This is a genomic window from Microbacterium sp. GW823-FHT02G05 (assembly GCF_058797175.1).
This window is the reverse complement of record NZ_JBXAJK010000002.1, coordinates 312627-325329: the sequence shown is the minus strand read 5'-3', so window position 1 is coordinate 325329 and position 12703 is coordinate 312627. Positions and strand designations below refer to the sequence as shown.

Below are 12703 nucleotides of genomic sequence, written 5' to 3'. Positions count from 1 at the left end.
GAGACAGTGATTTGAGACGCGCGAAAATCGTCGCCACCCTTGGCCCGGCAACGTCGACCTACGAATCGGTACGAGCCATCATCGACGCCGGGGTGGACGTCGCCCGCTTGAACCTCAGCCACGGGGACTACTCCGTGCACGAGGCCAACTACGCGAACGTCCGCCGTGCGGCTGACGACGCCGGTCGGGCAGTGGCGATTCTCGTCGACCTGCAGGGCCCGAAGATTCGCCTCGGCAAGTTCGAGGACGGTCCCTACGAACTCGCCGCGGGTGACGTCTTCAAGATCACGACGGAAGACATCATCGGCAACCGCGAGATCTGCGGGACGACGTTCAAGGGGCTGCCTCAGGACGTCAAGCCGGGCGACTTCCTGCTGATCGACGACGGCAAGGTCCGCGTCGAGGTCGTCGAGACGGATGGCACAGTCGTGACCACCCGTGTCGTTGTCGCAGGTGCGGTGTCGAACAACAAGGGCATCAACCTGCCCGGCGTTGCCGTCAACGTTCCCGCGCTGAGCGAGAAGGACGAAGACGATCTCCGTTGGGGTCTCCGTATCGGTGCCGACGTGATCGCACTGTCGTTCGTCCGCAACGCGGAGGACGTGAACCGCGTGCACGAGATCATGGCCGAAGAGGGTGTGCGCATCCCCGTCATCGCCAAGATCGAGAAGCCGCAGGCCGTTGAGGCACTGGAAGGCATCGTCGACGCATTCGACGGCATCATGGTCGCCCGCGGCGACCTGGGCGTCGAGCTGCCGCTCGAGGCTGTGCCGATCGTCCAGAAGCGCGCTGTCGAGCTCGCTCGTCGCAACGCGAAGCCCGTGATCGTGGCGACGCAGATGCTTGAGTCGATGATCAGCAGCCCGGTGCCCACCCGCGCCGAGACGTCCGATGTCGCGAACGCGGTGCTCGATGGCGCGGACGCGGTCATGCTCTCGGGCGAGACCAGCGTCGGCGACTACCCGATCATCGTGGTCGAGACGATGGCACGCATCATCGAGTCGACGGAAGAGCACGGCCTGGAGCGGATCCAGCCGCTGACGACCAAGCCCCGCACGCAGGGCGGTGCGATCACCCTCGCAGCGCTCGAGGTCGCGGAGTTCGTCGAGGCGAAGTTCCTCTGCGTGTTCACGCAGTCGGGCGACTCGGCTCGTCGTCTTTCGCGTCTGCGCTCGCGCATCCCGATGCTCGCGTTCACACCGGAGCCGAACATCCGTCGTCGCATGGCGCTCACCTGGGGCATCAACTCGACGCTCGTCGAGGCCGTGCAGCACACCGACCTGATGTTCCTTCAGGTCGACGAGTACCTGCTCAAGACGGGCCTGGCGAAGGAAGGGGACAAGGTTGTCGTGATCTCCGGTTCTCCTCCCGGAATCGTCGGTTCGACGAACGACATCCGCGTGCACAAGGTGGGCGACGCCGTCAACGGCGCAGCACCCATCTACAAGGCCGGCGTCTGATCCGTCGTCTGTGATCCTGTGGGCCGCCCCTTTCGGGGCGGCCCACACGGCGTTTCGGAGTGCGCGGAGGCACCGTCTTGTGTGCGCTCCTACGATGAACACATGACCTCCCGGCTCTCTGACGCGCAGCGGCGCTGGGTGGACGCGCGTCTCCCGGACGCCGAGATCGTCGCAGATCTGTCCTGGGAGCTCGTCGACTCGATCGTTCTGCGCGTGCGTGGATGCGACGGAGATGTGATCGTGAAAGCGGGCGGCCCGCGCAACCATCACATCCTGCGAGAGCTTTCCGCTCATCGCCGTCACACCTCGCCGCTGACGGACACAGGACACGCGGCGCGCCTGCTCGATGGCGATCCTGATCTGCGCGTCATGCTGCTCGAGTATCTGCCGGGGGTGCTGGTGGAGAAATCAGTTGCCGAGCGCGATCCGCGGACCTACGAGCGCGCAGGCGTGCTGCTGCGCCGCCTCCACGACCAGGAGTCGCGGCTTGATGCCGAACATGAGGAGAAGGCCAACCTGCGGGCGCTGGACTGGTTGCACCAGCCGCATCGGATCGCACCCACGACCGTGCAGCGAGTGCGACAGATTCTTGAGAATGCTCCGAAGCGGCCGGTGCGAACCGTACCGACGCACGGTGACTGGCAGCCTCGCAACTGGCTGATCGACGGCGACACCGTGCGTGTGATCGACTTCGGCCGCTTCGCCTTCCGCACGCCTTCCAGCGACCTCGCAAGACTCGCCGCACAGCAGTGGCGCGACGATCCCTCACTCGAGGCAGCGTTCCTCGACGGCTACGGAGGGGATCCACGCGAGCCCGAGCAGTGGCGGCTGGAAACGCTTCGCGAGGCCCTCGGCACCGCGTGCTACGCCGTGCAAGTGGGGGAGGGCGGCTTCGAGGAGCAGGGACACCGGATGCTCGCGGATGCGCTGGCCGCCTTCTGAAGGCGGCGCGGTTGCAAGATCTCGGATCGCGAGGTGGTGGTGCCGGTGGTGGGACTCGAACCCACACGCCCTTTCGGACAAAGCATTTTGAGTGCTCCGCGTCTGCCATTCCGCCACACCGGCGAAAGTGTGCGTCATCGAGACTATCGCAGTCTGCGGTGTCGCATTCCCTCCCGGAACGCGTGTGCTGACTAGAATGGACAGGTGACTGAGGAAGAAACGGCTGAACAGGCCCCCGTAGCAGCAGCCCCGCGTCGAGTTGTCGTCGCAGAAGACGAGTCGCTCATCCGTCTCGACATCGTCGAGATCCTCCGCGACAACGGCTTCGACGTCGTCGGTGAGGCGGGCGACGGAGAGACGGCTGTGCAGCTTGCAACCGAGTTGCGCCCCGACCTTGTCATCATGGATGTGAAGATGCCGCAGCTCGACGGCATCAGCGCCGCTGAGAAGCTGCACAAGGGCAACATCGCGCCTGTCGTGCTCCTCACCGCGTTCAGCCAGAAGGAGCTCGTCGAGCGTGCGAGCGAGGCTGGCGCGCTCGCGTATGTCGTCAAGCCGTTCACCCCCAACGACCTCCTGCCCGCGATCGAGATCGCCCTGGCCCGTCACGAGCAGATCATCACGCTCGAAGCTGAGGTCGCCGACATGGTCGAGCGCTTCGAGACCCGCAAGCTCGTCGACCGGGCCAAGGGTCTTCTCAACGAGAAGATGGGCCTGAGCGAGCCTGAGGCATTCCGTTGGATCCAGAAGGCCTCGATGGACCGTCGCCTGACGATGCAGGACGTCGCGAAGGCGATCATCGAGCAGCTGGCGCCGAAGAAGTAGTCTTCCGCAGAATGTAAACGGGCCCCGACCGATTGGTCGGGGCCCGTTCTTCGTTCGGAGGGGTCAGGACGCTCCGCCGGGAAGATCCTTGATCATGTTGGTGATGCGGATCGTCGAGCACCGGCGGCCCTGATCGTCGCTGACGACGATCTCGTGGACGGTCACGCTGCGACCGAGGTGCAGGGGAGTGCAGACGCCCGTGACGATCCCCGACGTCGCCGAACGGGTGTGGGTGGCGTTGATGTCGACGCCGACGGCCAGACGGCCAGGGCCGGCATGCAGGTTCGCGGCCATCGATCCGAGGGATTCGCCGAGCACAACATAGGCGCCGCCGTGCAGCAGGCCGACAGGCTGAGTGTTGCCTTCGACGGGCATCGTCGCGACGCTGCGCTCGAGCGTGAACTCGGTGAATTCGATGCCCATCTTCTCGGCCAGGGCGCCCATCCCACGAGCAGTCGCCCACTCGATTCCGGTCATCTGGGTGCTCTCGGTCACGGTTCCTCCTCAGCGCATGTCTGTCGTCCTCGTTAGGCTGACAGGGTGACGGACTCCGCAAAGCCTACCCTCATGGTCGTCGACGGCCACTCGCTCGCCTACCGCGCCTTCTTCGCGCTCCCGGTCGAGAACTTCACCACGAAAGACAACCAGCACACGAACGCCATCTACGGCTTCCTGTCGATGCTGGTGAACCTCATCAAGGCCGAGCAGCCCACGCATCTCGCGATCGCCTTCGACACGTCGCGGCACTCATTCCGCACCGACGAGTATCCCGAGTACAAGGCGACCCGATCAGAGACGCCCTCCGAGTTCAAAGGACAGATCCCGCTTCTCCAGGATTGCCTCGCAGCGATGTCGATTCCCGTCCTGACGAAGGAGGGCATCGAGGCAGACGACATCCTCGCGACGCTGTCGGTGCAGGGCGCCGAGCAGGGCTACGAGGTGCTGATCGTCTCGGGCGACCGCGACACGATCCAGCTCGTCAATGACGATGTGACGCTGCTGTACCCCTCGGTGCAGGGCGTCTCCCAGCTCAAGCGCTACGACCCGGTGGCCGTGCAGGAGCGCTACGGGGTGCGCCCCGAGCAGTACCCCGACATCGCGGCGCTCGTCGGCGAGACCAGCGACAACCTTCCCGGCGTGCCCAAGGTCGGTGAGAAGACCGCCGTCAAGTGGCTGACGCAGTTCGGCAGCCTCGACGAGCTGCTTGAGCGGGCGGAAGAGATCAAGGGCGTTGTGGGCGGCAACCTTCGTGAGCACATGGATGCGGTGCGCCGTAACCGCAAGCTGAACCGCCTGCTGACCGATGTCGAGCTTCCCGTCGCGCCCGCCGACTTGGAGTCCCGTCCGATCGATGCGCAGGCGGTGCGAGACATCTTCGCGCGCCTCGAGTTCCGCACCCTGCTGCCGCGAGTGTTCGAGGCCGTCGGCGCCGGTGAGGTCGCAGAAGATCCAGCCGCGATCGTCGTCCTTCCTACACCGCAGGAAGTCGATGGACCGACATTCCGCGCCTGGCTGGAAGCGCAGAAGACCGAGTTGGCGCTCCGGATCATCACGCAGGGCGGGATGCCCGTGCGCATTGGTGCGGCGACGGAGTCCGAGCTGCGCGAGGCCGAGTGGACCGATGCCATGGCAGAAGCGATCGGTGTGTGGCTCGCCTCGGATACGCCGAAGGTGCTGCACGACGCGAAGCCGCAGGTCAAGGCACTGCAGCGCGCGGGCGTTCGTCTCGGTGGGCTCGCGTATGACACGAGCCTCGCGGGCTGGCTGCTGCGTCCGAGTTTCCCGGACAAGACCCTGGGTGACCTCGTGGAACGCTATCTGGGCGAGAAGCTTCCTGAGGCCGACCCGACGCAGTTGGTCCCCGAGACCGAAGGAGCGACTCCGGCGCAGGAGGCCTGGTTCATCCGCCGTGTGGCTGAGGCGCTGCGCGAGGATCTGCCCGAGCCTGTGGCGCGTGTGCTCACCGAGATCGAGTTGCCCACGCTGGTGACGCTCGCTGACATGGAGCTTGCAGGAGTCGCCGTCTCACACGAGATCCTCTCGACGTTCTCCGCAGAGCTCGCGACCCGCACGGACGGCATCGCGCAGGAGGCGTTCGCCCTCGTCGGGCGTGAGTTCAACCTGGGATCCCCGAAGCAGCTCCAGGAGGTGCTCTTCGAAGACCTCGAGCTTCCGAAGACTCGTAAGACGAAGACGGGATACTCGACGGATGCTGCCGTCCTGGCAGATCTTCAGGAGAGCCATCCGCACCCGTTCCTCGACATGCTCCTGCAGCACCGGGAGGCCACGAAGCTTCGCCAGATCATCGAGACGCTCGACTCGGCGATCGGCATCGATCACCGCATCCACACGACCTACGTCCAGACCGGCAGCCAGACGGGGCGACTGTCCAGCACTGACCCGAACCTGCAGAACATTCCGGTGCGCACGGAGGAGTCGCGACGCATCCGCAGTGCTTTCCAGGTCGGCGAGGGGTACGAGACGCTCCTGACGGCGGACTATTCGCAGATCGAGATGCGCATCATGGCTCACCTTTCTGGTGACGAAGGGCTCATCGAGGCGTTCAACTCCGGCGAAGACCTGCACCGCTTCGTCGGCGCCCGCGTGTTCGGTGTCGACCCCTCAGAGGTCACGCCGGCGATGCGCACGAAGGTGAAGGCGATGTCCTACGGTCTGGTCTACGGCCTCTCGGCGTTCGGCCTGTCGAAGCAGCTGCGTATCGAGCAGTCGGAGGCGAAGCAGCTGATGGTCGAGTATTTCGCTCGCTTCGGGGCCGTGCGCGACTATCTGCGCGCCTCTGTGATGGCGGCGAAGGAGGTCGGATACACCGAGACGATCTTCGGCCGTCGTCGCCCGTTCCCGGATCTCGCCAGCCCCAACCGCGTGCTTCGCGAGAACGCCGAGCGCGCGGCACTCAACGCACCGATTCAGGGCAGCGCCGCCGACATCATGAAGATCGCGCTGTTCCACATCCACGAAGAGCTGCGCGCGCAAGAACTGCGCTCGCGCGTCCTGCTGCAGATCCATGACGAACTCGTCGTCGAAGTCGCTCCGGGGGAGTGGGACGCGGTCGAGCAGACGGTTCGTTCGCGGATGGCAGACGCAGCGGAGCTGCGCGTTCCGCTCGACGTCCAGGTCGGCCGCGGCGCGAACTGGAACGACGCGGGGCACTGATCCGCGCGTCTGAGGGCGTCGTCCGTGATTGGGCGGCGCCCTCGGCGTAGGCTCGACAGATGACTGTTGCACCGCGCACCCCGACGGCGATCGACCAGGTCGCCGAGGAATGGGTCGACACCCTCGTAGAACTGTCTCCGCTGCTCGCCACGTACATCGGCCGCGATGAGGCCAATGACCGCCTCGACGATCTCAGCCCGGAAGGCCATGAGCGTTCCGTCGCAGAGACGCGACGCGCCCTCGCGGCCTTGGACGCACTGGAGCCCGTCGACGCGGTCGACGTGGTGACGAAAGCCGACCTGAGCAGCGAGCTGCGTCTGTCCCTCGAACTGAACGACGCACAGTGGCACCTGCGTGATCTCAACGTGATCGCCTCGGCGGCCCAGGACTTCCGCCAGGCGTTCGACCTCATGCCGACGGCGAGCGTGGATGACTGGTCCGTCGTCGCGAAGCGTCTGGGCGCTGTGCCCGCGGCCCTGCAGGGGTACGTGGCAACGCTCCGTGAGGGCATCGCCCGTGGCGTGGTTCCCGCCCGTCGCCAGGTGACGGAGGTCGCGACCCAGATTGCGCGCTACACCGACGACAACGGCTTCTTCGCGACTTTTGTCGCCGAGGCGGAGCCGGAGGACGGACAGCTTCCGGCATCGCTGGCGACCGATCTGGTCAACGCCTCGTCAGCTGCGCGCGTCGCCTATGACGAGCTGCGCGAGTTTCTGACGCGTGAGCTCGCCCCTGTGGCATCCGAGACAGACGCGGTCGGACGCGAACTCTACGCTCTCAATTCGCGCCGATTCCTGGGCGCGACGATCGACCTCGACGAGACGTACGAGTGGGGCAAGGAAGAGCTCGCGCGCATGGTGACGGAGCAGACCTCGATCGCGAACGAGATCCTCTCCGGAGCATCGGTGGCCGAGGCGGTCGCACACCTTGAGGCCGACCGCTCCCGCAAACTCGTGGGCACCGACGCACTTCAGCGCTGGATGCAGGAGACGAGCGACCGCGCTGTCGCCGAGCTCGCCGCCTCTCACTTCGACATCCCGGAGAAGATCCGCACTCTGGAGTGCATGATCGCGCCCACGCAAGAGGGTGGAATCTACTACACCGGACCGACAGACGACTTCTCGCGTCCGGGGCGCATGTGGTGGTCGGTACCGGAGGGCGTGACCGAGTTCGACACCTGGCGCGAACTGACGACGGTCTATCACGAGGGTGTGCCCGGACATCACCTGCAGATCGCACAGGCGACGTACAACAGGGCCGAGCTCAACACCTGGCGGCGTGTGCTCGCGGGCACCTCAGGACACGCGGAGGGCTGGGCACTGTATGCCGAGCGACTTATGGAGCAGCTGGGGTACTTGGATGACCCGGCCGACCGCCTCGGCATGCTCGACGGCCAGCGTCTGCGTGCTGCACGCGTGGTGCTCGACATCGGTGTGCACCTCGGCAAGGACCGCTTGGACGGCCAGGGCACCTGGGACGCCGCATACGCGCTGGACTTCCTGCGCGCCAACGTCAACATGCCCGACGAGTTCGTCCAGTTCGAGGTCAACCGCTACCTCGGCTGGCCGGGCCAGGCACCCTCGTATAAGGTCGGTCAGCGCATCTGGGAGCAGGTCCGCGATGACTACCAGGCGGCACAGGGGGCGAACTTCTCGATGAAGGAGTTCCACAAGCGCGCTCTGGACATCGGCGGTGTGGGGCTCGACACCCTTCGCACGGCGCTGATCGCACGGTGAACTGGTCGCCCCGGGCTCCGTGACGCGGTCTGCCCGGGGCGGCGCCCCGTCCCGCTGACTGGTCGTACGCTGGAGGGGTGACACAGGTGAGGTATGTCGCCATCGGCGACTCTTTCAGCGAAGGCGTGGGCGATGAGCTCACCGATGGCCGCGTGCGCGGGTGGGCGGACCTGGTCGCTCAGGGATGGGCGGATGCGACGCAGCATCCGATCTCGTATGCCAACCTTGCGATCCGCGGAAAGCTCGCCTGGCCGATCATCAACGAGCAGCTGGAGCGCGCACTCGCGCTGCGCCCCACACACCTCTCTTTCAATGCGGGGGGCAACGACATGCTGCGCCCGCGCGCAGACATCGAGCACATCGCCGACGCCTACACCCGTGCGGCACGGCGGTGCGCGGAAGAAGGTGTTGCGCTCGTCGTCCTCTCCGGGGCGAATCCCTCGCGGCAGCTGCCCATGGGCGATCTGATTCAGCGCCGCGGCGACGAGCTCTCCGCTGCTGTCCTGCGACGCGTCGAGGGTCGCGAGGGAATCGTTCGCGCGCTGAACTGGCCGGATCGTGAGCTCGGTGCACCCGTCTACTGGTCCGAAGACCGACTGCACATGAACGCGTTCGGGCATCATCGTGTCGCGGCACGTGTGCTGTCGGCATTGGGCGTCGATGCGCCGGCCGAGTGGTGGAAGCCCCACCAGACATTGGAGATCGCCGGCGTTCGCGGCTGGCAGTACTACCGCCAACATGTGGGTCCATGGATTGGGCGGCGGCTCACCGGCCGTTCCTCAGGGGACACTCGTGAACCGAAGTATCCCGCATGGCACGAGGTCGCGCCCACCGCAGCAGCACACGAGGAAGGCGAGCGATGAAGCGCCCGGAGAAGCTGCCGCGACGGTCTGTCCAGCTCCTCGTCGGGCTCTTCTTCTACGGCATCGGCATCGCCTTCATCATTCGGGGCGCGATCGGTGCCGCGCCGTGGGACGTGCTCACCCAGGGACTTTCTCGACATCTTCCGCTGTCGTTCGGCGTCATCACGATCCTCGTCAGCGCGGTGGTCCTGCTGCTCTGGATTCCGATCCGACAGAAGCCGGGCGTCGGTACGCTCTTGAACGCGCTTCTGGTCGGTCCGTCCGCGGACATCGGATTCCTCGTGATTCCGGACGCCACGGGCCTGTGGATGCAGGTGCTGTTCTTCGCGCTGGGCCTCGCGGTGCTGGCGGCCGCGACGGGGCTTTACATCGGCGCATCGTTCGGACCCGGCCCTCGTGACGGGTTGATGACAGGGCTCCACCAGCGCACCGGAGTCCCGATCTGGATCGTCCGCACAGGGATCGAGGTGACCGTCGTCGTCGTGGGGTGGTTCCTCGGCGGCACCGTCGGCGTCGGTACCGTCGCCTTCGCGCTGCTCGTCGGGCCGCTCTGCCAGTTCTTCATGCGGATCTTCGCGATCCGGCTGTCGGGCACGCCCACGGCGGCAGATGTGGTCGTCGACGACACGAACGAGACTCCCGTCGTCCGTGACGGTACTGGCTAGTGGACGACGACATCGAGCTCGTCCGCATCCCCGCTGGGAGCGTCACGCTGCACGACGCTCGCCAGCGTCGTCGGTACTCGGTCGAATTGGAATCATTCGAGATCGCACGATTCGCAGTGACCGAGGCACAGCTGTCCTCGATGCTCGGCATCACTGCGGAGCATCCGCGCCGCCCTGCCGTGGATCTCAGCTGGCAGCGCGCCGTGCGACTCTGCAATGCCGTCTCCGAGTGGGAGGGACTCGACAGCGCCTACACCTTCGATGGTGAAGTGGTCACGTGGCATGTCGACTCGGATGGCTATCGCCTGCCGACCGAGGCCGAGTGGGAGTATGCCTGTCGCGCGGGGTCCACCGGTCCGCACTACGGTCTCCTCTCCGATGTCGCATGGACGGCCGCCGACGGCCTCAGGACGCCGCAGGATGTCGGCGGCAAGATGCCCAACCTGTATGGACTGTTCGACACGCTCGGCAACGTCTGGGAGTGGTGCTGGGATCTGCTCGATCCCGCGCGCTACGGCGACTATCGCGTGTTCCGCGGTGGGGGATTCGAAGACGACCACTGGAGCGTGCGCGCGTCGGTGCGGCGTGGGGGAGCGCCCCGCATGCACCATTCCGATTTGGGAATACGTCTGGCGCGCGGTGGTTTCGACGCGGCACCGGAAGTACAGGGGTGGTCGGAGGCAGCCGATCGCGAGCGCGCGGTGATCGATGGTCCTCTTCCGAGTGGATGGACTCCGCGGGGGCGATGACTGCTCAGCGCATCTGCCTGATCATGTACCGGTGCGGATCTTCTGACGGCGCGAATCCATACTGGGCGTAGAGGCCGTGGGCGTCAGCGGTCGCGAGAAGGATTCGTGTGATCGGGAGCGGTGAGAGATCGTCGATGACGCCCTCCACCAGCATCTTCCCGATGCCGTTGCCTCGCGCGTCATCTGCAACGAAGACATCGCACAGCCATGCGAAGGTCACGCCGTCTGTGACAACCCGCGCGTAGGCGACCTGGGCGCCACCCTCGTCGATCACCGCGTAGTTGCGCGATGCATCCATTGCGCGCTCCTGCACCGAGCGGGAGCGCCCCTTCGCCCAGTACGCCTGTTCGCTGAGCCAGCGATGTACGCGATCGCGATCGATGTGCGAGTGATCAGCGGTGAATGAATAGGTCGAAGGCATGGTTCATCCTACGAGCGACGGGAGCGACGGCTTCCGCGCTCCGGATCCAGGCCGATGCGGATCCGCGTGCGCTTGCGTTCGATGACGATGAACACGACCCCCAGTATCCACAGGGGAACCTGCATGAGGAACGCCAGACGGAAGGCTTCGAGGGAGTAGGTGTCCGGCGTGCCCGCGCCCTGCAGGTCGAGCGCCAGGCCGATCACGAACACCGCGATGAGGGCGGCGATGAAACCGCCGGCATTGGTGATCCCGGTGGCGGTGCTCAGACGGTGGGCGGGGTTGTGCGTGCGGGCATGATCGAAGGCGATCAGCGATGCGGGTCCGCCGGCGGCGAGGGCGATCATGAGAGTGAACAGCAGCCACAGTGGTGCATTTCCCGGCCAGAGGATCACGGCGATCCACGCGATCATCTGCACCGCCACCGTCGGCAGCACGAGGGCGAAGGAACGTCGTGTCGGAATGCGTTGAGAGAGCCCGCCCAGCAGCGGTCCGAACAGCATGCTGGCAACCACGAAGACCGAGAGCAGCCCTGCCGCCGCCGTGGCAGTCATGCCCTCACCCGCTGTCAGGTACGGCATTCCCCACAGCAGGACGAAGGCGGTGCCGGCGAACGGGGTCGTGAAGTGAGACCAGAACGCCAGTCTGGTTCCGGGATGCGCCCACGCCGCGCGTATGCCGACACCCGTGTCGATCGCGGACGTGACCACGCGAATCGCCCCGGTCTCGGTGTTCACGCTGACGTCGGACGGCTGCTCCGGTGGACGATTGCGGATGAGAGCCCACACCAGGATCGCGAACAGCAGGCCGAGGCTGGCGATGCTGAAGAACGTGATCGACCACGTCGTCGCGTGAAGGAGCGCCGCCACCGGGACGAGCGCGACGAGTTGTCCGGTCTGACCGAGGAGACCGGTGAGCTGCACCATCACCGGCCCGCGCTGAGCGGGAAACCACAGGGCGATCAGACGAACGGCCGCGGGGAAGATCGCGGCGTCACCCGCTCCCAGCAGCATGCGGGCGATGAGGGCGACACCGATGCTGGGCGAGATGGCCATGACGAACTGGCCTGACGCCATCAGCAGCATTCCGATCACCATGATGGGCCGTGCCCCGTAGCGGTCGAGGAGCACCCCCACCGGGATCTGCATGCCGCCGTACATCGCGAGCTGAACGACCGCGAACAGCGCCAGGGTCGACGCATCCGCCTGAAAATGCTCCGCCGCGTCCACGCCGACGGCGCTCAGTGAACTGCGGTTCGTGATCGCGACGATGTACGCGGATACCGCGACTCCCCAGATCACCCATGCCCGCGGCCCGAAAGAAGTGGAGGGCGCAAACGAGGGGGAAGCCATGCAGACAACGCTACTCCTCGGTGCGACCCACGCTCGGCCTCGGCGCTGGGTCAGGGTGGTGCGTCACGCGCGGGTGATCGCACCGTAGCCATTCTGGATCAACTCAACGGGTCGTAGTGAAAGGCCCGAACCTCCTGCGCGCACCGACAGGCCCTGGCGAACTTCGCCGCCCACAAGAGCGCGTCGTCGTACGTCGGTAGTTCGAGGATGCTGTAGCCGCCGTCGAGTTCTGCCGTCTGGGGGTAGGTGCCCGCGGACACGCTACCGTCGGCATTGACGCGCACCGGAGGGATGCTGTCGTCGATGCCGCCACCGAACACCCAGACACCCGCGTCCCGCGCCTCCTGCACGACGACGTGCGACGCGTCGGAGACGGCGGGGAGGTCTTCGGGCGCCACCTGCATCGCAGGGCTCGGAAACGAGATGAGGTACTTCGTCATGACGGTGGCTCCTCGGATGTCGGTGGGTGTCCAGCATCCGCCTCGACCCGCCGTGAGACAAGACCGAGGTGCAGGG

At 66.0% G+C, this 12703-nt stretch carries 12 protein-coding genes and 1 tRNA gene; 8 read left to right on the top strand and 5 right to left on the bottom strand.

The window, feature by feature from the left end:
• Nucleotides 1–11: 11 nt before the first annotated feature.
• On the top strand, nt 12–1460 hold the full coding sequence (gene pyk / locus AC1REM_RS11500; protein WP_492514747.1) for a pyruvate kinase: 1449 nt from the start codon (nt 12–14) through the stop codon (nt 1458–1460).
• A gap of 102 nt (nt 1461–1562) precedes the next feature.
• Nucleotides 1563–2402, top strand: coding sequence for a phosphotransferase (locus AC1REM_RS11495; protein ID WP_492514746.1), 840 nt, complete (start codon nt 1563–1565; stop codon nt 2400–2402).
• 37 nt (nt 2403–2439) lie between these two features.
• On the opposite strand, the gene AC1REM_RS11490 is transcribed toward AC1REM_RS11495, so the two are convergent.
• Nucleotides 2440–2525 (bottom strand) — tRNA-Leu (locus tag AC1REM_RS11490).
• Nucleotides 2526–2606: 81 nt separating this feature from the next.
• On the opposite strand from AC1REM_RS11490, the gene AC1REM_RS11485 reads away from it, so the two are divergent.
• On the top strand, nt 2607–3227 hold the full coding sequence (locus AC1REM_RS11485) for an ANTAR domain-containing response regulator (protein WP_204939938.1): 621 nt from the start codon (nt 2607–2609) through the stop codon (nt 3225–3227).
• 63 nt (nt 3228–3290) lie between these two features.
• Here AC1REM_RS11485 and AC1REM_RS11480 read toward each other — a convergent pair whose 3' ends face one another.
• A complete protein-coding gene (locus AC1REM_RS11480) occupies nt 3291–3704 on the bottom strand; it encodes a hotdog fold thioesterase (RefSeq protein WP_204940241.1) in 414 nt (137 codons plus the stop codon).
• A 63-nt stretch (nt 3705–3767) separates the two neighbouring features.
• Here AC1REM_RS11480 and polA point away from each other — a divergent pair, with 63 nt between their 5' ends.
• The 5 genes from polA to AC1REM_RS11455 all read left to right on the top strand — a co-directional run bounded on the left by polA (nt 3768) and on the right by AC1REM_RS11455 (nt 10414).
• Nucleotides 3768–6401 (top strand): DNA polymerase I, encoded by a 2634-nt coding sequence (polA, locus tag AC1REM_RS11475; RefSeq protein WP_492514745.1) that lies wholly within the window; start codon nt 3768–3770, stop codon nt 6399–6401.
• Between the two features lie 59 nt (nt 6402–6460).
• Nucleotides 6461–8137 (top strand): DUF885 domain-containing protein, encoded by a 1677-nt coding sequence (locus tag AC1REM_RS11470; protein WP_492514744.1) that lies wholly within the window; start codon nt 6461–6463, stop codon nt 8135–8137.
• 77 nt (nt 8138–8214) lie between these two features.
• Nucleotides 8215–9000, top strand: a complete 786-nt coding sequence (locus tag AC1REM_RS11465) for an SGNH/GDSL hydrolase family protein (protein ID WP_492514743.1) — start codon at nt 8215–8217, stop codon at nt 8998–9000.
• Nucleotides 8997–9665, top strand: a complete 669-nt coding sequence (gene yczE, locus AC1REM_RS11460; RefSeq protein WP_492514742.1) for a membrane protein YczE — start codon at nt 8997–8999, stop codon at nt 9663–9665. Before AC1REM_RS11465 ends, yczE begins: the two co-directional genes overlap by 4 nt.
• Nucleotides 9665–10414 (top strand): formylglycine-generating enzyme family protein, encoded by a 750-nt coding sequence (locus AC1REM_RS11455; protein WP_492514741.1) that lies wholly within the window; start codon nt 9665–9667, stop codon nt 10412–10414. Before yczE ends, AC1REM_RS11455 begins: the two co-directional genes overlap by 1 nt.
• A 4-nt stretch (nt 10415–10418) precedes the next feature.
• Here AC1REM_RS11455 and AC1REM_RS11450 read toward each other — a convergent pair whose 3' ends face one another.
• From AC1REM_RS11450 to AC1REM_RS11440, 3 genes are all read right to left on the bottom strand, one after another.
• The gene (locus AC1REM_RS11450) at nt 10419–10835 is read right to left on the bottom strand and encodes a GNAT family N-acetyltransferase (RefSeq protein WP_492514740.1); all 417 of its coding nucleotides are present in this window, start codon (nt 10833–10835) and stop codon (nt 10419–10421) included.
• A gap of 8 nt (nt 10836–10843) precedes the next feature.
• The gene (locus AC1REM_RS11445) at nt 10844–12187 is read right to left on the bottom strand and encodes an MFS transporter (RefSeq protein WP_492514739.1); all 1344 of its coding nucleotides are present in this window, start codon (nt 12185–12187) and stop codon (nt 10844–10846) included.
• A 98-nt stretch (nt 12188–12285) separates the two neighbouring features.
• The gene (locus AC1REM_RS11440; RefSeq protein ID WP_492514738.1) at nt 12286–12627 is read right to left on the bottom strand and encodes a YciI family protein; all 342 of its coding nucleotides are present in this window, start codon (nt 12625–12627) and stop codon (nt 12286–12288) included.
• Between the last annotated feature and the right edge of the window lie 76 nt (nt 12628–12703).

Coding starts and splice junctions, on each gene's coding strand:
- AC1REM_RS11445 (WP_492514739.1), bottom strand. CDS start 12,187: ATGGCTTCCCCCTCGTTTGCGCCCTCCACTTCTTTCGGGCCGCGGGCA.
- yczE (WP_492514742.1), top strand. CDS start 8,997: ATGAAGCGCCCGGAGAAGCTGCCGCGACGGTCTGTCCAGCTCCTCGTC.
- AC1REM_RS11470 (WP_492514744.1), top strand. CDS start 6,461: ATGACTGTTGCACCGCGCACCCCGACGGCGATCGACCAGGTCGCCGAG.
- AC1REM_RS11495 (WP_492514746.1), top strand. CDS start 1,563: ATGACCTCCCGGCTCTCTGACGCGCAGCGGCGCTGGGTGGACGCGCGT.
- AC1REM_RS11480 (WP_204940241.1), bottom strand. CDS start 3,704: ATGACCGGAATCGAGTGGGCGACTGCTCGTGGGATGGGCGCCCTGGCC.
- AC1REM_RS11450 (WP_492514740.1), bottom strand. CDS start 10,835: ATGCCTTCGACCTATTCATTCACCGCTGATCACTCGCACATCGATCGC.
- AC1REM_RS11440 (WP_492514738.1), bottom strand. CDS start 12,627: ATGACGAAGTACCTCATCTCGTTTCCGAGCCCTGCGATGCAGGTGGCG.